General features: G+C 61.3%; 19 protein-coding genes. 9 read left to right on the top strand and 10 right to left on the bottom strand.

All coding sequences use genetic code 11. The annotated features are described in order from the left end of the window. Positions 1-89: 89 nt before the first annotated feature. From H045_RS03480 to H045_RS03500, 5 genes are all read right to left on the bottom strand, one after another. Entirely contained in the window at positions 90-791 is a 702-nt protein-coding gene (locus H045_RS03480) for an ABC transporter ATP-binding protein (RefSeq protein ID WP_003231107.1), read from the bottom strand. A gap of 1 nt (position 792) precedes the next feature. Further along, the gene (gene livG, locus H045_RS03485) at positions 793-1,560 is read right to left on the bottom strand and encodes a high-affinity branched-chain amino acid ABC transporter ATP-binding protein LivG (RefSeq protein ID WP_003231105.1); all 768 of its coding nucleotides are present in this window, start codon (positions 1,558-1,560) and stop codon (positions 793-795) included. Continuing rightward, positions 1,557-2,810: a high-affinity branched-chain amino acid ABC transporter permease LivM gene (locus H045_RS03490; protein ID WP_015371443.1), complete on the bottom strand. Its 1,254-nt coding sequence runs from the start codon at positions 2,808-2,810 to the stop codon at positions 1,557-1,559. The genes livG and H045_RS03490 overlap by 4 nt, the downstream gene beginning before the upstream one ends. Beyond that, positions 2,807-3,730, bottom strand: coding sequence for a high-affinity branched-chain amino acid ABC transporter permease LivH (gene livH, locus H045_RS03495; protein WP_003231100.1), 924 nt, complete (start codon positions 3,728-3,730; stop codon positions 2,807-2,809). Before livH ends, H045_RS03490 begins: the two co-directional genes overlap by 4 nt. A gap of 228 nt (positions 3,731-3,958) precedes the next feature. Further along, positions 3,959-5,086, bottom strand: coding sequence for a branched-chain amino acid ABC transporter substrate-binding protein (locus H045_RS03500; protein ID WP_003231098.1), 1,128 nt, complete (start codon positions 5,084-5,086; stop codon positions 3,959-3,961). Between the two features lie 340 nt (positions 5,087-5,426). Between H045_RS03500 and H045_RS03505 the strand changes: the two genes are divergently transcribed. Then, positions 5,427-5,732 (top strand): DUF2288 domain-containing protein, encoded by a 306-nt coding sequence (locus H045_RS03505; RefSeq protein WP_003231097.1) that lies wholly within the window; start codon positions 5,427-5,429, stop codon positions 5,730-5,732. A 201-nt stretch (positions 5,733-5,933) separates the two neighbouring features. On the opposite strand, the gene H045_RS03510 is transcribed toward H045_RS03505, so the two are convergent. Beyond that, positions 5,934-8,177, bottom strand: a complete 2,244-nt coding sequence (locus H045_RS03510; protein WP_003231095.1) for a putative bifunctional diguanylate cyclase/phosphodiesterase — start codon at positions 8,175-8,177, stop codon at positions 5,934-5,936. A gap of 141 nt (positions 8,178-8,318) precedes the next feature. Further along, positions 8,319-8,687 (bottom strand): YkgJ family cysteine cluster protein, encoded by a 369-nt coding sequence (locus H045_RS03515; protein ID WP_041931431.1) that lies wholly within the window; start codon positions 8,685-8,687, stop codon positions 8,319-8,321. Between the two features lie 255 nt (positions 8,688-8,942). Between H045_RS03515 and H045_RS03520 the strand changes: the two genes are divergently transcribed. Continuing rightward, on the top strand, positions 8,943-10,286 hold the full coding sequence (locus H045_RS03520; protein WP_015371445.1) for a spinster family MFS transporter: 1,344 nt from the start codon (positions 8,943-8,945) through the stop codon (positions 10,284-10,286). 158 nt (positions 10,287-10,444) lie between these two features. Here the strand turns inward: H045_RS03520 and rapA are convergent, their stop codons facing one another. Further along, positions 10,445-13,291 carry an RNA polymerase-associated protein RapA gene (gene rapA, locus H045_RS03525; RefSeq protein WP_015371446.1) on the bottom strand — a complete coding sequence of 949 codons (2,847 nt, stop codon included), beginning with the start codon at positions 13,289-13,291 and terminating at the stop codon, positions 10,445-10,447. Between the two features lie 219 nt (positions 13,292-13,510). Here rapA and H045_RS03530 point away from each other — a divergent pair, with 219 nt between their 5' ends. Both H045_RS03530 and H045_RS25170 read left to right on the top strand, forming a co-directional pair. After that, positions 13,511-13,852: a hypothetical protein gene (locus H045_RS03530; protein WP_003231086.1), complete on the top strand. Its 342-nt coding sequence runs from the start codon at positions 13,511-13,513 to the stop codon at positions 13,850-13,852. A 71-nt stretch (positions 13,853-13,923) separates the two neighbouring features. Next, on the top strand, positions 13,924-14,085 hold the full coding sequence (locus tag H045_RS25170) for a hypothetical protein (RefSeq protein WP_015371447.1): 162 nt from the start codon (positions 13,924-13,926) through the stop codon (positions 14,083-14,085). 226 nt (positions 14,086-14,311) lie between these two features. Here the strand turns inward: H045_RS25170 and H045_RS03535 are convergent, their stop codons facing one another. Together H045_RS03535 and H045_RS03540 are read right to left on the bottom strand one after the other, a co-directional pair. Beyond that, complete coding sequence (locus H045_RS03535) at positions 14,312-15,787, bottom strand: inorganic phosphate transporter (protein ID WP_003231080.1); 1,476 nt, start codon at positions 15,785-15,787, stop codon at positions 14,312-14,314. A gap of 334 nt (positions 15,788-16,121) precedes the next feature. Further along, positions 16,122-16,322 (bottom strand): hypothetical protein, encoded by a 201-nt coding sequence (locus tag H045_RS03540; protein WP_003231079.1) that lies wholly within the window; start codon positions 16,320-16,322, stop codon positions 16,122-16,124. Positions 16,323-16,839: 517 nt separating this feature from the next. On the opposite strand from H045_RS03540, the gene pcaR reads away from it, so the two are divergent. The 5 genes from pcaR to pcaF all read left to right on the top strand — a co-directional run bounded on the left by pcaR (position 16,840) and on the right by pcaF (position 22,261). Next, positions 16,840-17,682, top strand: a complete 843-nt coding sequence (gene pcaR, locus H045_RS03545) for a pca regulon transcriptional regulator PcaR (RefSeq protein WP_015371448.1) — start codon at positions 16,840-16,842, stop codon at positions 17,680-17,682. Positions 17,683-17,827: 145 nt separating this feature from the next. Beyond that, positions 17,828-19,168, top strand: a complete 1,341-nt coding sequence (gene pcaK, locus H045_RS03550) for a 4-hydroxybenzoate transporter PcaK (RefSeq protein WP_015371449.1) — start codon at positions 17,828-17,830, stop codon at positions 19,166-19,168. Positions 19,169-19,425: 257 nt separating this feature from the next. Then, on the top strand, positions 19,426-20,283 hold the full coding sequence (locus H045_RS03555) for a CoA transferase subunit A (protein ID WP_003231072.1): 858 nt from the start codon (positions 19,426-19,428) through the stop codon (positions 20,281-20,283). Then, complete coding sequence (locus H045_RS03560; protein WP_003231070.1) at positions 20,283-21,062, top strand: CoA-transferase subunit beta; 780 nt, start codon at positions 20,283-20,285, stop codon at positions 21,060-21,062. The genes H045_RS03555 and H045_RS03560 overlap by 1 nt, the downstream gene beginning before the upstream one ends. Next, positions 21,059-22,261 (top strand): 3-oxoadipyl-CoA thiolase, encoded by a 1,203-nt coding sequence (gene pcaF / locus H045_RS03565; protein WP_208597737.1) that lies wholly within the window; start codon positions 21,059-21,061, stop codon positions 22,259-22,261. The genes H045_RS03560 and pcaF overlap by 4 nt, the downstream gene beginning before the upstream one ends.

Genomic DNA, 22,261 nt, shown 5'->3' on the forward strand with positions numbered 1-22,261 from the left:
GTTACAAGGGCATTCGAAAAAACTGCCTGTCACAAGGCATGTGGGAGGGAGCAAGTCGAACCGCCCCCTCCCACATTTCAGCGCCGGTTTTAGCCGCCCAGGTACGCTTCACGCACTTTTGGATCGGTGAGCAACTGCTCACCGGTGCCCTGCATCACCACCCGGCCGTTTTCCAACACGTAGGCGCGGTCGGCGATTTTCAGCGCCTGGTTGGCGTTCTGCTCCACCAGAAACACCGTCACCCCGTCCTTGCGCAGCTGTTCGATGATGTCGAAGATCTGCTGGATGATGATCGGCGCCAGTCCCAGGGAGGGTTCGTCCAGCAGCAACAGCTTGGGTTTGCTCATCAGCGCGCGGCCGATGGCGAGCATTTGCTGTTCGCCGCCGGACATGGTGCCGCCGCGCTGGCTGAAACGCTCCTTGAGCCGGGGGAACAGGTGCAGCACCTTGTCCATCTGTTCCTGGTAGTCGCCCTTGTCGGTGAAGAACCCGCCCATGGCGAGGTTCTCTTCGACGGTCAGGCGTGAGAACACGCGGCGGCCTTCGGGCACCACCGCGATGCTCTTGCGCATGATGTGCGACGACTCCTGACCCACCAGCTCTTCACCCAGGTAGCGGATGCTGCCGCTGTGGGCCTGGGGCGATCCGCACAGGGTCATCAGCAGGGTCGACTTGCCCGCGCCGTTGGCACCGATCAGCGTGACGATTTCACCCTGGCGCACTTCCACGTTGACGCTGTGCAGGGCCTGGATCTTGCCGTAGAAAGTGGAAACGTTTTCGAATTGCAGCATTTTACGCTTCCCCCAGATAGGCTTTGATCACTTCAGGATTGTCGCGGATCTGCTCCGGCGTGCCGTTGGCCAGCGGCGTGCCCTGGTTGATCACGACGATGTGGTCGGAAATGCTCATGACCAGTTTCATGTCGTGTTCGATCAGCAGCACCGTGGCGTTGTGTTCCTCACGCAGCACGCTGATCAGCGCCTTGAGGTCCTCGGTTTCCTTTGGGTTCAGGCCGGCGGCGGGTTCGTCGAGCATCAGGATCCGCGGGCGGGTCATCATGCAGCGGGCGATTTCCAGGCGACGTTGCTGACCATAGGCCAGGGTGCCGGCAGGACGGTTGGCAAACTCGGTGAGGTTGACCTTGTCCAGCCAGTACTCGGCGTATTCCATGGCCTCGCGCTCGCTCTTGCGAAACGCCGGGGTCTTGAACAGGCCGGCAAAGAAGTTGGTGTTCAGGTGACGGTGCTGGGCAATCAGCAGGTTCTCGACCGCCGTCATGTCCTTGAACAACCGCACGTTCTGAAAGGTGCGCACCACGCCCTTGCGGGCGATTTCGTGACCGGCCAGGCCCTGGATCGGCTGGCCGTCCAGCAGGATGCTGCCGCCACTTGGCTTGTAGAAACCGGTGAGGCAGTTGAACACCGTGGTCTTGCCGGCGCCGTTGGGGCCGATCAACGCAACCACCTGTTTCTCTTTCACGGTCAGGGCCACGCCGTTGACCGCCAGCAAACCGCCAAAGCGCATGCTCAGATTTTCGACTTTCAGGATCTCGCGGCTCATTTGCGCAGCTCCATGTGTGGACGTTGCATGGGCAGCAGGCCTTGCGGGCGCCAGATCATCATCAGCACCATCATGGCGCCGAACATCAACATGCGGTACTCGCTGAACTCACGCATCATTTCCGGCAGCAGGATCATCACGATCGCGGCCAGGATCACGCCCAACTGCGAGCCCATGCCACCCAGTACCACGATGGCGAGGATGATCGCCGACTCGATGAAGGTGAAGGATTCCGGCGTCACCAGGCCTTGGCGCGCAGCGAAGAAGCTGCCGGCGAAACCGGCGAACGCAGCACCCAGGGTAAAGGCGGAGAGTTTGATGATGGTCGGGTTCAGACCCAGCGCACGGCAGGCGATCTCATCCTCGCGCAGCGCTTCCCACGCACGGCCGATTGGCATGCGCAGCAGGCGGTTGATCACGAACAGGGCGGCCAGTGCCAGCAACAGCGCCACCAGGTAGAGGAAGACCACCTTGCTTACCGGGTTGTAGGCGATCCCGAAGTACTCGTGGAAGGTCTGCATGCCTTCGGCCGCGGTACGGTCGAACGACAGTCCGAAGAACGTTGGCTTGGGAATGCTGCTGATGCCGTTGGGACCGCCAGTGATGTCCGTGAGGTTACGCAGGAACAGGCGGATGATTTCCCCGAAACCCAGGGTCACGATCGCCAGGTAGTCACCGCGCAGGCGCAACACCGGGAAGCCCAGCAAGAAGCCGAACGTGGCTGCCGCCATGCCCGCCAGCGGCAGGCAGATCCAGAAGCTCCAACCCAAATAGTGCGAGAGCAGTGCGTAGGTGTAGGCACCCACGGCGTAGAAGCCCACATAACCCAGATCGAGCAGGCCGGCGAGGCCGACCACGATGTTCAGGCCCAGGCCCAGCAACACGTAGATCAGGATCAGGGTGGCGATGTCGACCGCGCCGCGCGAGCCGAAGAACGGCCAGATCAACGCCGCCACGATCAGGCCGATGATGATGTAGCGCTGGGTACGCGGCAGGGTCAGGAACTGGCTGACCTTGGGCGACACCAACGGGCCACGGTTGCCCTTGAACAAGGCGCCGACCTGCTGCGTGAACAGCACGCGCAGGAACATCAGCACCGAACACAGGGCGATGATGGTCAAGGTCACGGGACCGGTGCCATGCACTTCCAGGCTGATGCCGACGATGCTCAGCTTGAGACCCAGCACCGGAAAGGCCACGGCCCACACCAGCAAGGCGCTGAAAAACGCCGATTTAAGATATCTGCTCATACTTTCTCAACCTCCGGACGGCCCAGAATGCCGGTCGGACGGAACAACAGCACCAGAACCAACAGGCCGAACGCCACGACGTCCTTGTACTGATCGCCGAAGATGTCGGCGCCAAACGCTTCGGCCACACCCAGCACCAGCCCGCCGAGCATCGCGCCCGGAATGCTGCCGATGCCGCCCAATACCGCTGCGGTAAAGGCCTTGAGGCCTACCAGGAAACCGGCGTTGGGGTTGATCACGCCGTACTGCATGCTCAGCAGTACCGCCGCGACAGCCGCCAGTGCGGCGCCGATCACGAAGGTGAGGGCGATAATGTTATTGGTGTTGATGCCCAGCAGGTTGGCCATCTTGATGTCTTCGGCGCAGGCCCGGCAGGCGCGCCCCAGACGGGAGCGGGAGATAAACAGCGTGAGACCCAGCATGGCCACCAGGGTGACGACGAAAACCAGGATCTGCATGTAGGAAATCAGCACTTCCTGTGCGCCACCTGGGCCGAAGGAAAAGCTCCCCGGGATCAGGTTGGGGATGGACTTGTCCTTGGAGTCCTGAGACAGCAATACGGTGTTCTGCAGGAAAATCGACATGCCGATGGCGGAAATCAGCGGGATCAGACGGTTGCTGCCACGCAAGGGACGGTAGGCAACGCGCTCGATACTGTAGCCATAGGCACTGGTCACGACGATCGATGCGAGGAATGCAGCGGTCATCAACAGCGGCAGTGAGTGGATACCCATCATGGCCAGCCCGGCAAGGGCGATGAAGGCCACGTAGGAACCAATCATGTACACCTCGCCATGGGCGAAGTTGATCATTCCAATGATGCCGTAAACCATGGTGTAACCAATGGCTATCAAGGCATAGGTGCTGCCAATGGTCAGGCCATTAACCAGCTGTTGGAAAAAATGATAGATCTCAGGCATTACAGCGCTCCTAAAAACCCGATACGCATTTCACTGGTGGAGTCATGTTCCGGCCTTGCGCTGTGTTCTGTGAGCACATTTGCACAAAGCGTTTGCCAGCGAACCGCTGGTGACGGTTTTAAGATTTTCAGGTGAGCCAGCGCCCGGATCGCGGGTGACAGGCCCATAAACCTCGTAAAACAAAGCCCACTGCTCTCACAGTGGGCTTGTTGGGCAGTAACGCCTGGCTTACTGAGGGGAAGCTTCGGTTTTTGGTTTGCCGAAGTGCCATTCGTAGACCACGAACTTGAAGTCCTTCAGGTCGCCCTTGGCGTCAAAGCTCAGATCGCCGGTAGGGGTCTTGAAGGTGCCCGCGTGGATGGCTTCGGCCACTTTGGCGGTGTCTTCGCTTTTTGCAGCGGCGATGCCGCCGGCAATCACTTCAACCGCCGAGTAGGCCGGGAACACGAACGGACCGGTCGGGTCCTGCTTGTTCTTGGTGAACTCTTCAACGATGGCCTTGTTGGCAGGGTCGGTGTCGAAGGATTTCGGCAGGGTTACCAGCAGGCCTTCGGAGGCGCCCTGGGCGATCTGCGAGATGGAGTCGTTGCCGACGCCTTCCGGGCCCATGAATTTCGCGTTCAGGCCTTTTTCTTTGGACTGACGCAGGATCAGGCCCAGCTCCGGGTGGTAGCCGCCGTAGTAGACGAAGTCGACGTTGGCTTGCTTGAGCTTCTGGATGACCGAGGAGAAGTCCTTGTCGCCGGCGTTCAGGCCTTCGAAGACCGCCACTTTCACGCCTTTCTTCTCGAGGGTCTGTTTAACGGCGGTGGCGATGCCTTCACCGTACTGCTGCTTGTCGTGCAATACGGCGACGATTTTCGGTTTTACGTGGTCGGCAATGTAGTTGCCGGCGGCCGGGCCCTGGGCGCTGTCCAGGCCGATGGTGCGGAAGATCAGCTTGTAGCCACGGGCGGTGATTTCCGGGCTGGTGGCGGCCGGGGTAATCATGATGACGCCTTCGTCTTCATAGATGTCCGATGCCGGCTGAGTGGAGCTGGAGCACAGGTGACCGACCACGAACTTGACGCCGTCGTTGACCACTTTGTTGGCGACCGCCACGGCCTGTTTAGGGTCGCAGGCGTCATCGTATTCCTTGGCCTCAAGCATTTTGCCATCGACGCCGCCCTTGGCGTTGATGTCGGCGATTGCCTGCTTGGCACCCATGAATTGCATGTCACCGTACTGCGTCACAGGACCGGTCTTGGGACCGGCGATGCCGATCTTGATGGTGTCGGCTGCGAACGAATGGCCGGCAACCCCAGCCAGGACCATAGCGGCAAACAGTTTGGAAATCTGCTTAGTAGCCTTATTCATAGTGCTCCACTCATGCTGTTGTATTTTTTATAGTTCCAGCGGCCTTGTGGGCTGCAGAACCGGATCGGATATGCGGATATCCCCCCGGCGGTGCCCTGGCAACTGTACCGGTACAGTGTAGAGCGCCGGTTGATCGCTTGAAAAGCTGGGTGCTGGGGGCAAATCCAGGGGGTGTCGCTTAAATGAAAGTAAAAGACAGAATTGCGGCGGGGTCATGCCAGTGTTCCGGGCAATCCTTGGCTTTCCTGACACTTTCTTTCGGTTACACATTTGCAACTGGGTTTTTCTGACTGAAGCTCAACGTTATGATTGCGCCGATTTTTTCTTCAGGTGAATTCCCATGACGCAAGAACCTAGCACCCTCTATGCCAAGCTGCTCGGTGAAACCGCCGAAATATCCTGGAAGGAGCTTGAGCCGTTCTTCGCCAAGGGTGCCCTATTGTGGGTCGATGCTGATCTGGATTTGATCGAAGCTGCCGAGGGAATGGCCGAGGATGAACGCGATAAAGTCGCCGCCTGGCTGGCCGAAGGCCGCCTTGGCGAAGTGTCTGCGACGCGGGCGCTGGACTTGGTGGCGCGTGACCCTGGCCTGTGGGCGGTGGTGGTCTCGCCGTGGATTCTGATCCAGGAAAGGGCGGCTCAATAAATGAGCGCACTAAAAATGTGCGTTATTTTCCAGCGCTAATGTGTGTAGCGGAGTAACCGCTGCTGCCGTGATGGCACCTTGCCGTGGTGAAAGGTCACAGGCAGGGTGACGTTAACGTCACGGGAACAGTTTTAAGCGGCAGGCCAGTCGGCAGAGATTGTTTCTAAATGTGGCTGCGTGGTTCATTGAATATTCACAGCGTCACCGGATCGGTCTGACAACCGCTGCAGGTCCCGGCTGGCTCTGCGCCGGCTCCTTGACCGCTGAAGCCTCGGCCGCCAGCGGATTACGCAGGTGAATCCCCTGAATGACCCCAATCACCTCACTTGCAGGCACCGCAGGGCTCAGCAGGTAGCCCTGGATGAAGTCGCAACCGTGTTTATGCAGTAAGTCGAACTGTGCCTGGGTTTCCACGCCCTCGGTCACCACATTCAGATGCAGCGTGTGCGCCATCCCGATAATGGCCTGGACAATCTCGATGTCGGCGGCGGATTTGGGCAGGTCCTGGATAAACGAGCGGTCAATCTTCAACGTGTTGAGCGGCAGTCGCTTGAGGTAGGCCAGGGACGAATAACCGGTGCCGAAGTCATCGATGGCCAGCGATACCCCCAGTGCACGAATGTGCCGCAGCAACGCCAGCGTGCTGCTGATATTGCCCATCAGCGCATTTTCCGTGACTTCCAGTTCCAGGCGGGCAGCCGCGATCCCGCTGAAGCGCAGTGCCTCTTCGACTTCATCGGCCAACTCATCGCGTGCCAGGTTCAACGCCGAGCAGTTGACGGTCATGTTCAGGTCGCCGTAGCCCTTGTCGGACAAAACGCTCAAGTCGTGACACGCCTGGCGCAACACCCAGTTGTCCAGTTCGGCGATCAGCCCGTTGCTTTCGGCGATCCCGATGAAGCGGTCGGGCGCTAGCAGCCCGTGTTGCGGATGCTGCCAGCGCACCAGTGCCTCCAGGCGGGTGACCTTGCCCAGTTTCATGTCGAAGATCGGTTGATAGAACAGCACCAGCCCGGTGCGCTCGCGCAAGGCTGCGCGTAACTCTTCCTCCAGTTGCAGCTCGAGGAAGGCGCGGGTTTTCAGGTTGGCGCTGAAGAAATTCAAGCTGTTGCGCCCCGCATCCTTGGACTGGTAGAGCGCCAGGTCTGCGGTTTTCAGCAGTTCTTCGCAGGTTACGCCGTCATCGGGAAACAGGCTGATACCAATGCTGGTGGTCATCACCATGCGCCGCCCAGCCAGTTCGATGGGTTCTTTCATCTGCTGCATGATGCGTTGGGCCAGATGCCGCGCTTCGTCACGGTGGTGGATGCTGATCAGGATGCAGAATTCGTCGCCGCCAAAGCGCGCGACCACGTCGGCATGGCTGCGCACCGAGCTCTTGATGTGGCTGGCCAGCACGGTCAGCAACTGGTCGCCGGCGTCGTGTCCGAGGCTGTCGTTGATCCGCTTGAAGTGGTCAATATCGAGAAAGATCACCGCCATCATGCCCTTTGACGCGGTCTTTTCCGCGAGCTTCTCCACGAAGATCTGGTTGAAGCCGCGACGGTTGAGCAGGCTGGTCAGTGCGTCGTAGTGCGCCACCTGCTGCAGGGAGGCGCGCGCCTGGTCCAGTTCGCTGAGCAGCGCATTGACGCGGCGCAGGTCACGCTCCTTGTGCTGCAGCTTTTTGTCGGCCAGGGCGGCGCTGATGCTGCTGCCGATTACCAGCAGCGTGATCACGGCCACCGAGAGCCCCAGCTGGATCGGATTGGTGTTCGACGGTGAGGACAGGTCTGCGCCGGTAGGCACCACCATCTGCATGGCGGCCATGCCGGTGAAATGCATGCTGATGATGCCGGCGCCAAGCACCAGGCTGGCGGCATATTTGAGCAACTGGTGAAACACCCCCGCGCCGTTGCGCAGGTAACTGGACAGCAACAGGGCCGCGAGGCTGGCGCCGATGGCAATGGCCACCGAGGCCATGAACAGCCCTGCGCCAAAGTACACCTGGGCCTGGGAGCGCATGGCCGCCATCCCCACGTAGTGCATCAGCGCAATGCCCACGCCCATCCACAGCGACGCCAGCAGGTACTGATCGAAGCGCAGGGTCGCGTGACTGAGGGTTTTCATGGCAAACAGCGACGCAATCAGGGCGATCAGCAACGAGACGAACGTCATGATCAATTCATAGTGAATGGCGATTGGCACCTGGAACGCCAGCATGCTGATGAAGTGGGTGGACCAGATGCCGCCCGCCAGGCATCCGGCGCCCAGCCAGCGCCAGTGGCGGCGCGCGGTGGGGTCTTCGACGTGGCCGACGCGTTCGGCCATGTCCAGCGTGCCGAAACCGGCCGCACAGGCGACCAGGTAGGCCAATAGCACGAGAAACGGGTTATGACTGCAGTTGAGTAATAAGTGCCCGTTGTGCGGAAGGTCGGTGAAAAAGTGCAGACCCAGCCATTCCATAGCATGTCCCGTCATTGCGTAGTTACGTCACGGCCTACGGCGATGACCTATGGGGACGAGTATAGAAGGCTTACAGAATTCGCAAGGCGTAATGGCACATTGCTGTCTTTGATTTTGGCATGCCGGGCATAGCGTTTGATGCTAAGCGCTGATAGGCAGCGCCAGTTCGAAGGCGGGCGCTTCCAGCGGCAGCAGGCCGAACGCTGCGCGGGCGGCATCGCAATCGACGTTTTGCTCGCCCTGGCTCCATGACGCGTCAAACTCGCGACACGGGCTCGAGCGCAGTTCATAAATCGAACAGCTGGTGCCTTTGCCCACTTCGCCCTCCAGGCTGCAGCAACGCGCGGGTTTCTGGTCGGTGCCGATCATCGCCACGCGGGTCGGGTTGATCTGTACCACCAGGTCGTCGGGCACCGTGCCGCCGGATGAGGCGCACTCGCCCCAGAAGAAAGACACACGAAAGTATGAACAGCAGGCACCGCAATTCAGACACGGACTGGCTTCGGACATGGGCGTCATCGATAAGAAAGGTAAGGGGGAGGTACAACGGGAAGGCTCACCATTCTATCCGGGCCGTGGCCGTTGGGAAGAGGGGCGCGCACTTATATTTTTTGTAGGAAAAGTCCCGTAATGCCGGGTCAAATCATGCCCTATCAGCTTTACGAATCATTACAGACAAGCGCCGCTCGCCTGACTATGTTGCAGTGACCTGAGCAGGATGCACCGGGCATCGCAGCGCTCATAACAATAAAAAGAGACGGACCCATGCAGAACTCGACCCAAGCGGCGAATGCCTGGCGCATTCTGTTCCTGCTGTTCCTGGCCAACCTGTTCAACTTCTTCGATCGCACCATTCCGGCGATCATCATCGAGCCCATCCGCATGGAATGGCACCTCAGCGACTTCCAGCTTGGCATCATCGGCACCGCGTTCACGCTGGTGTATGCCATCGCCGGCCTGCCGCTCGGGCGCCTGGCCGACACCGGTTCGCGCAGCAAACTGATGGGCTGGGGCCTGTTTGCCTGGAGCGGGCTGACCGCCGTCAACGGCCTGGTCGGCAGTTTCTGGACCTTCCTGCTGGTGCGCATGGGCATCGGGATTGGCGAAGCCAGTTATGCTCCGGCCGCCAACTCGCTGATCGGTGACCTGTTTCCGGCGCACCGCCGTGCGCGGGCCATGGGCATTTTCATGCTCGGCTTGCCGCTGGGCCTGTTGCTGGCCTTTTTTACCATCGGCTGGATGGTCAAGGCGTTCGACAGCTGGCGCGCACCGTTCTTTATCGCGGCAGTACCGGGGATGATCCTCGCGGTGTTCATGTTCTACATCAAGGAACCCAAACGCGGCGCGGCGGAAACCGTGCAGGTCGCCCAGGAACGCGTCGATCGCCCGATTCGCCGCGTGCTGGCGGTGCCGACCTTTCTATGGCTGGTGCTGGCCGGGCTGTGCTTTAACTTTGCCACTTATGCGTGCAACTCGTTTCTGGTGCCGATGCTGCAGCGCTATTTTCTGCTGCCGCTGCAGGAGGCGGCGGTGGCCACCGGTGTGATCGTCGGCCTGACGGGGCTGGTGGGCCTGACGCTGGGGGGGTGGGTGGCCGACAAGATTCACCAGCGGGTCGCCAATGGGCGGCTGTTGTTCGCTGCTTTCAGCCTGGTCATTTCCACCGTCACCACTGCCTGGGCGTTGCACGCCGGGCGTATCGAGATTGGTGTGTTCGTGTCGTTGTTCAGTGTGGGCTGGCTGTTTGCGTATAACTTCTACACCTGTGTGTACACGGCGATCCAGGACGTGGTGGAGCCCCGTTTGCGCGCCACCGCGATGGCGTTGTTTTTTGCCGGCCTGTACCTGTTGGGCGGCGGTATGGGGCCGATTGTGGTGGGTGGCCTGTCCGATCACTTTGCGCATTCGGCGATGTATGCGGCGGGGGCGCAGCAGATGACCGAGGCTTACAAGGCGGTCGGGTTGCACGACGCCATGTACCTGATTCCGGTGGCGCTGTTTCTGACCCTGCTGTTTCTGTTCCAGGCCTCGCGCAGTTTTGTACGCGATGCCAGGCGGATGAAGGAGGGGTTGGTGGCGGTGGAGGTGCCAGGTGTTGCGGTGGCTTGAGACCGAGGTGAGGCTATCGCAGGCAAGCCAGCTCCCACACTTGAATGGGTTCACCAATCAAAGTGAACTGCACCCAACATGTGGGAGCGGGCTTGCCCGCGATGAGGCCCTCAAGGCCCATACAAAAGGCCCGTATTGTCAGCAGGGCAGGGTGGCAATCAACCCGCCACCAGCACCCGAATCGCTTCGAGTCGCAGCGCCGCCTTGTCCAGCATCGCCAGGCCTTGCTCGCGCTGATTACGCAGCGCCACCAGCTCGCTGTCACGCACCGTCGGGTTGACCGCCTGCAGCGCCGTCAGACGCCCCAGCTCTTCGTCGGTGTCTGCCGCCAGGCGACGTTTGGCTTCGGCCACACGCTCGGCATGACGCGGGGTGATCTTCTCTTCGCCGGCGTTGATGCGCGGGGTGAGTTGATCACGCTGAGCCTGGATGAACTTGTTGGCGCTGGCCCGTGGCACGCTTTCGAGCTGATCGTTGAGGGTTTCGAACGACACGCGCCCGGACAGGTCGTTGCCGTTGGCATCCAGCAGGCAGCGCAGCGCCGCCGGCGGCAGGTAGCGACCCAGTTGCAGCGCACGCGGCGCGACCACTTCACTCACATAGAGCAGCTCCAGCAGCACGGTGCCCGGCTTGAGTGCCTTGTTCTTGATCAGCGCCACTGCGGTGTTGCCCATCGAGCCCGACAACACCAGGTCCATGCCGCCCTGCACCATCGGGTGCTCCCAGGTGATGAACTGCATGTCTTCGCGCGACAGCGCCTGGTTACGGTCGTAGGTGATGGTCACACCTTCGTCGTCGCCCAGGGGGAAGCTGGCGTCGAGCATTTTTTCGCTGGGCTTGAGGATCAGCGCGTTTTCCGAATGGTCTTCGCTGTCGATGCCGAACGCGTCGAACAGGGTTTCCATGTAAATCGGCAGGGCGAACTGGTCGTCTTGCTCAAGGATGTCCTCAACCAGCGCATCGCCTTCACCCGCGCCGCCGGAGTTGAGTTCCAGCAGGCGGTCGCGACCGGTGTGCAGTTCCTGTTCCAGGCGCTCGCGCTCGGCACGGGCCTCGTCGATCAGGGCTTGCCACTCGCTGTCGTCGGCGCTCTCCAGCAGCGGCAGCAGGCGCGGGCCGAACTGATGCTGCAAGGCGTTGCCGGTCGGGCAGGTGTTGAGGAAGGCGTTCAACGCTTCGTGGTACCACTGGAACAGGCGCTCTTGCGGGCTGGTTTCCAGGTACGGCACGTGCAGTTCGATCACATGCTTCTGACCGATCCGGTCCAGACGGCCGATGCGCTGCTCCAGCAGGTCGGGATGGGACGGCAGGTCGAACAGCACCAGGTGGTGGGCGAACTGGAAGTTGCGGCCTTCACTGCCGATTTCCGAGCAGATCAGCACCTGGGCGCCGAATTCTTCATCGGCGAAGTAGGCGGCGGCGCGGTCGCGCTCAAGGATGTTCATGCCCTCGTGGAACACCGTGGCCGGAATGCCGGAGCGCACGCGCAGGGCGTCTTCCAGGTCCATGGCGGTTTCTGCGTGGGCGCAGATCACCAGGACCTTGGTGCGCTTGAGCATTTTGAGCTGGTCGATCAGCCATTCGACGCGCGGGTCGAAGCGCCACCAGCGGTGTTCCTCCTCGACATCCGGCTGCGACTGGAAGCTGACCTCCGGGTACAGCTCGGCGTGTTCGCCCAGCGGCAGCTCCATGTATTCGTCCGGGTTGGGCAGCGGGTAAGCGTGCAGCTTGCGTTCCGGGAAGCCCTGCACGGCGGCGCGAGTGTTGCGAAACAGCACGCGGCCGGTGCCGTGACGGTCGAGCAGTTCACGCACCAGGCGCGCGCTGGCTTCGCTGTCGCCATCGTTGACGGCGGTGAGCAGCGCTTCGCCTTCATTGCCGAGGAAACCCTGAATGGTCTGGTGCGCCTTGGGTGACAGGCGACCCTTGTCGAGCAACTCCTGCACGGCTTCGGCCACTGGGCGATAGTTCTCGCTCTCGGCGCGGAAGGCATGCAGGTCGTGGAAGCGGTTCGGGTCCAGCAGGCGCAGGCGCGCGAAGTGGCTGTCCTGGCCCAGTTGTTCCGGGGTAGCGGTGAGCAGCAGCACGCCCGGGATCACTTGCGCGAGTTGTTCGACCAGCGAATATTCCTGGCTGGCCTTTTCTTCGTGCCAGACCAGGTGGTGCGCTTCGTCGACCACCAGCAGGTCCCAGCCGGCGGCGAACAGCGCGTCCTGGGCCTTCTCGTCGTCCACCAGCCACTCCAGCGCCACCAGCGCGAGCTGGGTGTCTTCGAACGGGTTGGTGGCATCACTTTCGATAAAGCGTTCTTCGTCGAACAGCGCAACCTGCAGGTTGAAGCGGCGGCGCATTTCCACCAGCCACTGGTGCTGCAGGTTCTCCGGTACCAGGATCAGCACGCGGCTGGCGCGGCCCGACAACAACTGGCGATGGATGACGAGGCCCGCTTCGATGGTCTTGCCCAGGCCCACTTCGTCGGCCAGCAATACCCGTGGCGCGATGCGGTCGGCAACTTCACGGGCAATGTGCAATTGGTGCGCGATGGGTTGCGCGCGCACGCCGCCCAGGCCCCATAGCGAGGACTGCAATTGGCGGCTGGTGTGTTCCAGGGTGTGGTAGCGCAGCGAGAACCAGGCCAGCGGGTCGATCTGGCCGGCGAACAGGCGGTCGCTGGCGAGGCGGAACTGGATGAAGTTGGACAGTTGGGTTTCCGGCAGGGTGACCTGCTCGTTCTGTCCATTGAGACCGTGGTACACCAGCAGGCCGTCGACGTCGTCGACTTCCTGCACGGTCATTTTCCAGCCTTCGAAATGGGTGATGGAGTCACCCGGCGAAAACCTCACGCGGGTGAGGGGCGCATTCCGTAGCGCATACTGGCGTGTGTCGCCAGTGGCCGGATAGAGCACGGTCAACAAGCGCCCGTCCTGTGCCAGAACGGTGCCTAGCCCCAGCTCCGCTTCGCTGTCACTAATCCAGCGTTGCCCCGGTTGATACTGCTGCGCCATGCTGCCTGACTCCCGCCGTGAAAAAGCCGACTATCTTAACGGAACAAGGTCCGACCCCCAAGGACTCTGACGAAAACTACTCCGTTTGAGTGAGCGTGCGCGCTGTGAATCGACGGGTGGCGGGCACTTGTGAGTGTCGACTGAGTCACAGGTTGGCGATGCTGCGCTCAAGTCGGTGTGCAGCGCGCCGACAGCCTGAAGATCAGGAGAGTAACTATTATGCTGCCACCCATGCTGCCCGTCAGCGTCGTACCGGTCACGTCGCAACTCGACCCGGTAAGGCCCAAGCCGGATATACCGCCCGTGGTGCCAGTGCAAGCGGGTTCCAATGAAAGCACCATCGACCTGAAGAAGGGCGATGCCGAACAGTCGACTTTTTTGCTGCGCGAGGAACAACGCCGTCAGCAGGAACAACAGAAACGCCGTCGAGAAGCGGACCAGGACCCGGAACAGCACCTCGCGATTCCAGGCGATGTGCTCAATGCCGATAACACTGTGCCCGTCATCCCGCTGATCGAAGATGAGCCACGCCAGGGGCTGTGGGTGGACGTCGAGGTGTGAAGGTGTATTTGCGGTCACGCGGGGCAGGCCGCATTATTGCGCCATCCCCCCGCCACAACGTAAGCCAAGCCATGAGTGACGATGACAAGCTGATCGACCTGAATGCCGAACGTGCCAAGCGTGTGCATGACCTCAATGACAAGCGCTTGAATGAAGTGCGCCAGGCGTTTGAACAGGCAATGCCGCTGGCAAAGCCGAAGAAAAAAACCAAGAGCAAGCCGAAAAAGCGCTGAGCAATGTGCATCCATTGACCCTGGTCAATTCCCCGCTTCACCTTCTTCGTTAATGTAGCCCTGGTTTATCCGCACAGGTCTTTGCGGATTACAGGGCACGCAAGGCATTTTGGGCGACTTCGGTCGCCTTTTTTTTGTGCGCCGCTGGAGGGTGTGGGACCCAGTTCAGCCCATAAAAAAAGGTGCGACCCTCGCGGATCGCACCTTTTTTACTGCAGGCTTTTTATCAGCTGCCCAGCGCCTTGGACGCCAGCCAGAACAATCCGGCCGACAGTGCCACGGTAGCGGGAAGGGTCAGCACCCAGGCCATCAGGATGGTCTTGACCGTGCCACCTTGCAGGCCGCTTTTATTGGCGACCATGGTGCCCGCCACACCGGACGACAGCACGTGGGTGGTCGACACCGGCAAGGCGAAGATGTTGGCGAAACCGATCATGGTGGCGGTGGTGATCTGCGCCGACATGCCCTGGGCGTAGGTCATGCCCTGCTTGCCGATCTTCTCGCCGATGGTCAGCACCACCCGCTTCCAGCCCACCATGGTGCCCAGGCCCAGGGCCAGGGCGACCGCCAGAATCACCCAGAACGGCGCGTATTCGGTGGTGGCGGTCAGGTCTTTGCGCAGCTTGTCGAGGTCGGACTTCTCGCGCGCATCCAGGCCCGGCAGCTTGCCGACTTTCTTCGCGGTGTCGTCCAGGCAGAGCAGGTAGCGACGCACTTCGATGCGCTGGTCGGCACTCAGCGAATGGTAGTCGGACACGCCTTTCAAGGTGTCCACCAGCGCATTGATGGTCGGCTCGGTCTGTTGCGGGTTGCACTGGAACTTGCCCGGCAGGTCGTCCTTCACGCTTTTGCCCAAGGCCAGGAACTCGCCCAGGGTGGCGTTGTTGCGCTGGTAGAACTGGCTCAAATGCACGGTGGCGTCGCGGGTGCGTTCGATCTGATAGGTGGTGCTGCCCAGGTCGAGAACGAACTGCGCCGGCACGATGCCGATCAGCACCAGCATGATCAGGCCGATACCTTTTTGCCCATCGTTGGAGCCGTGCACGAAGCTCACGGCCATGGCCGAGATCACCAGCACGAGGCGGTTCCAGAACGGCGGGTGTTTCTTGTCGTCGAGTTTGCGGCGCTGGTCCGGAGTCTTGTGCATCTTCGACAGCGGACGCCACCACTTCAGGCCGATCAGCACCAGGGCGGCGACGATGAAGCCGGCCATTGGCGAGAACACCAGCGAGGCGCCGATATCGACCGCCTTCTGCCAGTTCACACCGTCCGCCAGCGGAATATCGTTGATCAGGGCGTTGGCCAGGCCGACGCCGAGGATCGAACCGATCAGCGTGTGCGAGCTGGAGGCCGGAATACCGAAGTACCAGGTGCCCAGGTTCCAGGTGATCGCCGCCGCAAGTAATGAGAAGACCATCGCCAGACCGTGGCCGGTGTTCACATTGATCAGCAACTCCACCGGCAGCAGATGCACGATGGCGTAGGCGACACCCACACCGCCGAGCAGCACGCCGAGGAAGTTGAACACCCCGGAGAAGAACACGGCCAGGTGCGGCGGCATGGCTTTGGTATAGATGACTGTGGCCACCGCGTTAGCGGTGTCATGAAAGCCATTGATGAACTCGAAGGCGAGGACAAAGGCCAGGGCGAGCAACAGGCTCACTAGAACCCACGCATCCAGTCCGCTGAATAAATCGATCATGAAGGTTTTCTGACCCGGTCGTAAGGGGGCGCGATTATGCCAGAAAACCTCGGTAATCGATGCACTAGCTGCTCATCGGTAGCAATCTTCCCGGAAAAAATCTGTGGGAAGCGCACGCATCCCAGCGTTTCCGGGGCTTTGACAAGTCGTTGATTTATAACGCGCGGGGCTGCAACGGCGCGGTTTTGTCACAAAATCGTCACTTCTGAAACATTTGTATGAAAATTCCCAGCGCGCCGTAGGTCGCTAGCTCAAATGTAGGAAAAGACAGGTGTTCTCAGCCGACACTCGACCGACAAAGACTGCAACACCCTGACCACTCACGCCGAAGGCCTTATGACTCTTCGGCCTTGAGTTCCTGTTCGATCTTTTCGATTTCCTGGGCAAATGCCTGATCAAGCAAGCTGGCGCGCTTGCGCCAAGGCTTGCGCTCTGGCTCGGGCTGCGCGGCGTAGGTGGTGACTTCCCCGCCGTAAACGTCCTTGTAACGTTGTTCCTGGCGCTCAAGTTCCGCGCGCAGTTCGTCTTTCGTCACATTTATTACCTGATTGAGTTGAGTTTAATTAGCGTGCAGCACTAAGGCAGAAACTCGCGCAACGATGCCAAATTGAACAGTTGAACCGTTCACCTTGAACATTAATGCGCGATAAGACTTCGTTTAAAACCTTGCTAGAACAGGCAATGCACGTCGTGGGCGCTGCCTGGCGAGCTCCAAAGCCGATACGGGTACCGGGTTGACCTCTGCACAGGCAGCATTATAGCGGTGCATTTGAATAACACTACCGGCATAAAGTTAAAAACCCGCAACTTCGTGTGAGACTTTTGTTACGCGCGAGTCGGTAGTGGCTAAAAAGCCGACTTCATAACTAATTGTTGTTGCCGCCGTGGAAGATGGCTTGAATTAAGATGCCATCGTCAGGCAAATTGCGATAATCGACTGCTCGTCCGATAATCGCCCAATGACGCCGGCCTCGCCTTGTCTGCCGTGGCGGTGCGGTTTGTAATAGCCAGCAGCCCTCCCTGCGCTTGCAGAATAAGAGAAAGGATCCGAAATGAATGACCAATTGCGTAACGCCTTCGCATCGGTGGCGCCGCCCATCGTGGCTTCACCGGCCAAGCGCATCCAGGCGTTCACTGGCGATCCGGACTTCATGACCTCCCTGGCCCGGGGGCTTGCGGTGGTGCAGGCATTCCAGGAGCGCAAACGCCATCTGACCATCGCCCAGATCAGCCACCGCACCGAAATCCCCCGCGCCGCCGTGCGCCGGTGTCTGCACACGCTGATCAAGCTCGGCTACGCCACCACCGATGGGCGCACCTATTCGCTGTTGCCCAAAGTGCTGACCCTGGGCCACGCCTATTTGTCGTCGACCCCGCTGGCCGTGTCCGCCCAGCCGTACCTGGACCGCATGAGCGAGCAACTGCACGAAGCCTGCAACATGGCCACGCTCGAAGGCGACGACATCCTCTACATCGCCCGCTCCGCCACCACGCAGCGCCTGATTTCGGTAGACCTGTCGGTGGGCGGGCGCTTGCCGGCCTACTGCACCTCCATGGGCCGCATCCTCCTGGCGGCGCTGGACGACGCCTCGCTGCAGGATTACCTCGACCATGCCGACCTGCCCACCAAGACCAGTCGCACCCTGACCACCCCCCAAGCGCTGTTCGAATGCCTGCAACAGGTACGCCAGCAAGGCTGGTGCATCGTCGATCAGGAACTCGAGCAAGGCCTGCGTTCCATCGCCGTGCCGGTGTACGACGCCTCCGGCCAGGTATTGGCCGCGCTCAATGTCAGCACCCATGCCGGGCGTGTCAGCCGCAGTGAGCTGGAGCAGCGTTTCCTGCCGAGCATGCTCACGGCCAGTCGCGAATTAAGTACGCAACTGTTTGCCTAAGCTGTTCGATGACCGCACAGATCCGCGCGGGATGAATTGACGGTGTTTGCCCGCGCTTATTAATGTGCGGCAGCGCTCTCGGGCGCATCCAACAATAATGACGACCTCAGGTCGTTGTCCCGCCATCGGTGTGGAAATAACAATAATGACGCAACCTTCTGTCGGCACCCCTCTGGACGTCCAGTCCTTCATCAATGCCCAGCCACTGTCACGCTATCAGTGGCGTGTGGTGATCCTGTGTTTCCTGATTGTCTTCCTCGATGGCCTCGACACGGCCGCCATGGGCTTTATCGCGCCGGCACTGTCCCAGGACTGGGGCATCGACCGCGCCAGCCTCGGCCCGGTGATGAGCGCCGCGTTGATCGGCATGGTGTTCGGCGCTCTGGGCTCCGGGCCGCTGGCGGATCGCTTCGGCCGCAAGGTGGTGCTGGTGAGTGCGGTGCTGGTGTTCGGCGCCTTCAGCCTGGCGTCGGCCTACAGCTCGAATGTCGACCAATTGCTGGTGCTGCGCTTTCTCACCGGGCTGGGCCTGGGCGCCGGCATGCCGAATGCCACCACGCTGTTGTCCGAATACACCCCTGAGCGCCACAAGTCACTGCTGGTGACCAGCATGTTCTGCGGCTTCAATCTGGGCATGGCCGGTGGCGGATTTATCTCGGCCAAGCTGATTCCGGCATTCGGCTGGCACGCCTTGTTGATGATCGGCGGCATCCTGCCGTTGATTCTGGTGGTGGTGCTGATGCTGTGGCTGCCCGAGTCGGCACGCTACCTGGTGGTGCGCAATCGCGGCACCCACAGGGTGCGCGAAGCGCTGTCCCCCATCGCGCCCGCCATAATCGCCCAGGCCAGCGCCTTCAGTGTGCCCGAGCAGAAAACCGTCAAGGCCCGCAACGTGTTCGCGGTGATCTTCTCCGGCACCTACCGCGCCGGCACCTTGCTGCTTTGGCTCACTTACTTCATGGGCCTGGTGATTGTGTACCTGCTCACCAGCTGGCTGCCGACCCTGATGCGCGACAGTGGCGCCAGCATGGAACAGGCCGCCTTTATCGGCGCGCTGTTCCAGTTTGGCGGCGTGTTGAGTGCGGTCGGTGTGGGCTGGGCGATGGACCGCTTCAATCCGCACAAAGTCATCGGCACGTTCTACCTGCTGGCGGGGGTGTTTGCCTACGCAGTGGGGCAGAGCCTGGGCAATATCACCTTGCTGGCGACGTTGGTGCTGATTGCGGGGATGTGCGTCAACGGCGCGCAATCGGCGATGCCGTCCCTGGCCGCGCGTTTCTACCCGACCCAGGGCCGCGCCACGGGTGTGTCGTGGATGCTTGGCATTGGTCGGTTCGGCGCGATCCTTGGCGCGTGGATGGGCGCCACGTTGCTGGGCTTGGGCTGGAACTTCGAGCAGGTGCTCACCGCGCTGGTGATCCCGGCGACACTGGCCACTGCGGCCGTGCTCATCAAAGGCATGGTCAGCCATGCGGATGCCACCTGAGGGCTGGTGGCGTTTAAACAGGTGGGAGAGGGCTTGCTCCCGATTGCGGCGGATCAATCAGCACATCCGGGGCTGACACACTGCTATCGGGAGCCGGTCCCCTTCCATATTGGACCGAGTCAACTTACCAACAAATGTTCGATTATCGAACGTTTAGTCGATTATCGGATTGTTTGGCGCCATGCCCTCGGCTTAATCTTCAGGCACTTCGGCGCCACCTCAGCGCCTTTTTCGATCCGCACCGGGAGCTCCACCCCATGGCTGACATTCTCACCCTGCGTGATGCGGTCAAGCGCTTCGTGAACGACGGTGACACCGTCGCTCTCGAAGGCTTCACCCACCTGATCCCTACGGCCGCAGGCCATGAAATCATTCGTCAGGGCAAGAAAGACCTGACGCTGGTGCGCATGACGCCCGACCTGATCTACGACCAGTTGATCGGTGCCGGCTGCGTGCGCAAGCTGATTTTCTCGTGGGGCGGCAATCCGGGGGTGGGCTCCCTGCATCGACTGCGTGATGCGGTGGAAAAACACTGGCCGCAGCCGCTGGAGATTGAAGAACACAGCCATGCCGACCTGGCCAATGCCTACGTCGCTGGCGCCTCCGGGCTGCCGTTCGCGGTGCTGCGCGCCTACGCCGGTTCCGACTTGCCCAAGGTCAACCCGCTGATCAAAACCGTGACCTGTCCGTTTACCGGCGAAGTGCTGGCGGCGGTGCCGTCGGTGCGTCCGGACATCACCGTGATCCACGCGCAGAAAGCCGACCGCAAGGGTAACGTGCTGCTCTGGGGCATTCTCGGCGTGCAGAAGGAAGCTGCCCTGGCGGCCAAGCGCTGCATCGTGACCGTCGAGGAAATCGTCGATGACCTGAACGCGCCGATGAACAGCTGCGTGCTGCCGACCTGGGCCCTGACCGCCGTGTGCCATGTACCAGGCGGCGCACATCCGTCCTACGCCCACGGCTACAACGAGCGCGACAACCGTTTCTATCAGGCGTGGGACCCGATTGCCCGCGACCGTGGGACCTTTACCGCATGGATCGACGAATACATCCACGGCACTGCCGATTTCAGTGAATTCCAGGCCAGGCTGGCCGCCGCGCAGGAGGCCAAGTAATGGCTTACTCGACCAACGAAATGATGACCGTCGCCGCCGCGCGCCGCCTCAAGAACGGCTCGGTGTGCTTCGTCGGCATCGGCCTGCCATCCAAGGCCGCCAACCTGGCACGCCTGACCTCGTCGCCCGACGTGGTGCTGATCTACGAGTCCGGCCCGATTGGCGCCAAGCCTTCCGTGTTGCCGCTGTCCATCGGCGATGGCGAACTGGCGGAAACCGCCGACACCGTGGTGCCCACCGGCGAGATTTTTCGCTACTGGCTGCAAGGCGGGCGCATCGACGTCGGCTTTCTCGGTGCGGCCCAGGTCGACCGTTTCGGCAATATCAACACCACCGTGGTCGGTGACTATCACCAGCCCAAAGTGCGCCTGCCGGGTGCCGGTGGCGCGCCGGAAATCGCCGGTTCCGCCAAGAGTGTGCTGATCATCCTCAAGCAGTCGGCACGCTCGTTTGTCGACAAGCTGGACTTCATCACCTCCGTCGGCCACGGCGAGGGCGGCGATTCACGCAAGCGCCTGGGCCTGCCGGGCGCCGGGCCCGTCGGCATTATTACCGACCTGTGCATCATGGAGCCGGAAGAGGGCAGCCATGAGTTCGTGGTCACCGCGCTGCACCCTGGGGTAACTCGCGAGCAAGTGGTGGCCGCCACCGGTTGGGCGATTCGCTTTGCCGAGCAGGTCGACACCACTGCCGAACCGACTGAGGTGGAGCTGACCGCCCTGCGTGACCTTGAAGCCCGCACGGCCGCCGCCCATGGCCAAGCGCCTGGAGAAGCCTGATGCGTGACGTCTTTATCTGTGATGCCATCCGCACCCCCATCGGCCGCTTTGGCGGTGGCCTGTCCACGGTGCGCGCCGATGACCTGGCGGCGCTGCCGATCAAAGCGCTGATGGAGCGCAACCCGTCGGTGGACTGGAGCGCGGTGGACGAGGTGTTCCTCGGCTGCGCCAACCAGGCCGGCGAAGACAACCGCAACGTCGCGCGCATGGCGCTGTTGCTGGCGGGCCTGCCGCAGAGCATTCCCGGCGTGACCCTCAACCGTTTGTGCGCCTCGGGCATGGACGCCATCGGCACCGCGTTTCGCGCTATCGCCAGCGGCGAAATGGAGCTGGCGATTGCCGGTGGCGTCGAGTCGATGTCCCGTGCGCCGTTCGTGATGGGCAAGGCCGACGCCGCGTTTTCGCGCAACATGAAGCTTGAAGACACCACCATCGGCTGGCGTTTTATCAACCCGTTGATGAAGGCCCAGTACGGCGTGGACGCAATGCCGCAGACCGCCGACAACGTCGCCGATGATTACGGTGTGTCCCGCGCCGACCAGGATGCCTTTGCCCTGCGCAGCCAACAACGCACAGCGGCTGCCCAGGCTGCCGGGTTCTTTGCCGAAGAAATCGTGCCGGTGCGGGTTGCCCATAAAAAAGGCGAAACCCTGGTGGAACACGACGAGCATCCACGGGACACCACCCTTGAGGCCCTGGCCAAACTCAAGCCGGTCAATGGCCCTGACAAGACGGTCACTGCCGGCAACGCGTCCGGTGTGAACGACGGTGCGGCGGCGCTGATTCTGGCATCCGCCGACGCGGTGAAGAAACACGGCCTCACGGCCCGCGCCCGCGTTTTGGGCATGGCCAGCGCCGGTGTCGCGCCGCGTGTGATGGGCATCGGCCCGGTGCCGGCGGTGCGCAAGCTGGTGGAGCGCCTTGGCCTGGCCGTCAGCGACTTCGATGTGATCGAACTCAATGAAGCTTTCGCCAGCCAGGGCCTGGCGGTGCTGCGTGAGCTGGGGATTGCCGACGACGCGCCTCAGGTCAATCCGAACGGCGGCGCCATCGCCCTTGGACACCCGTTGGGCATGAGCGGTGCGCGGTTGGTACTGACGGCCCTGCATCAGTTGGAAAAAACCGGTGGCCGTAAAGGCCTGGCCACCATGTGCGTGGGCGTCGGCCAAGGGTTGGCCCTGGCGATTGAACGCGTCTAA

This window comes from Pseudomonas poae RE*1-1-14 (assembly GCF_000336465.1).
Lineage (GTDB): Bacteria > Pseudomonadota > Gammaproteobacteria > Pseudomonadales > Pseudomonadaceae > Aquipseudomonas > Aquipseudomonas poae.

Bases quoted from the DNA above. Each gene is read 5' to 3' on its own strand.
- H045_RS03480 (WP_003231107.1), bottom strand. From the start codon at position 791: ATGCTGCAATTCGAAAACGTTTCCACTTTCTACGGCAAGATCCAGGCC.
- livG (WP_003231105.1), bottom strand. From the start codon at position 1,560: ATGAGCCGCGAGATCCTGAAAGTCGAAAATCTGAGCATGCGCTTTGGC.
- H045_RS03490 (WP_015371443.1), bottom strand. From the start codon at position 2,810: ATGAGCAGATATCTTAAATCGGCGTTTTTCAGCGCCTTGCTGGTGTGG.
- livH (WP_003231100.1), bottom strand. From the start codon at position 3,730: ATGCCTGAGATCTATCATTTTTTCCAACAGCTGGTTAATGGCCTGACC.
- H045_RS03500 (WP_003231098.1), bottom strand. From the start codon at position 5,086: ATGAATAAGGCTACTAAGCAGATTTCCAAACTGTTTGCCGCTATGGTC.
- H045_RS03505 (WP_003231097.1), top strand. From the start codon at position 5,427: ATGACGCAAGAACCTAGCACCCTCTATGCCAAGCTGCTCGGTGAAACC.
- H045_RS03510 (WP_003231095.1), bottom strand. From the start codon at position 8,177: ATGGAATGGCTGGGTCTGCACTTTTTCACCGACCTTCCGCACAACGGG.
- H045_RS03515 (WP_041931431.1), bottom strand. From the start codon at position 8,687: ATGTCCGAAGCCAGTCCGTGTCTGAATTGCGGTGCCTGCTGTTCATAC.
- H045_RS03520 (WP_015371445.1), top strand. From the start codon at position 8,943: ATGCAGAACTCGACCCAAGCGGCGAATGCCTGGCGCATTCTGTTCCTG.
- rapA (WP_015371446.1), bottom strand. From the start codon at position 13,291: ATGGCGCAGCAGTATCAACCGGGGCAACGCTGGATTAGTGACAGCGAA.
- H045_RS03530 (WP_003231086.1), top strand. From the start codon at position 13,511: ATGCTGCCACCCATGCTGCCCGTCAGCGTCGTACCGGTCACGTCGCAA.
- H045_RS25170 (WP_015371447.1), top strand. From the start codon at position 13,924: ATGAGTGACGATGACAAGCTGATCGACCTGAATGCCGAACGTGCCAAG.
- H045_RS03535 (WP_003231080.1), bottom strand. From the start codon at position 15,787: ATGATCGATTTATTCAGCGGACTGGATGCGTGGGTTCTAGTGAGCCTG.
- pcaR (WP_015371448.1), top strand. From the start codon at position 16,840: ATGAATGACCAATTGCGTAACGCCTTCGCATCGGTGGCGCCGCCCATC.
- pcaK (WP_015371449.1), top strand. From the start codon at position 17,828: ATGACGCAACCTTCTGTCGGCACCCCTCTGGACGTCCAGTCCTTCATC.
- H045_RS03555 (WP_003231072.1), top strand. From the start codon at position 19,426: ATGGCTGACATTCTCACCCTGCGTGATGCGGTCAAGCGCTTCGTGAAC.
- H045_RS03560 (WP_003231070.1), top strand. From the start codon at position 20,283: ATGGCTTACTCGACCAACGAAATGATGACCGTCGCCGCCGCGCGCCGC.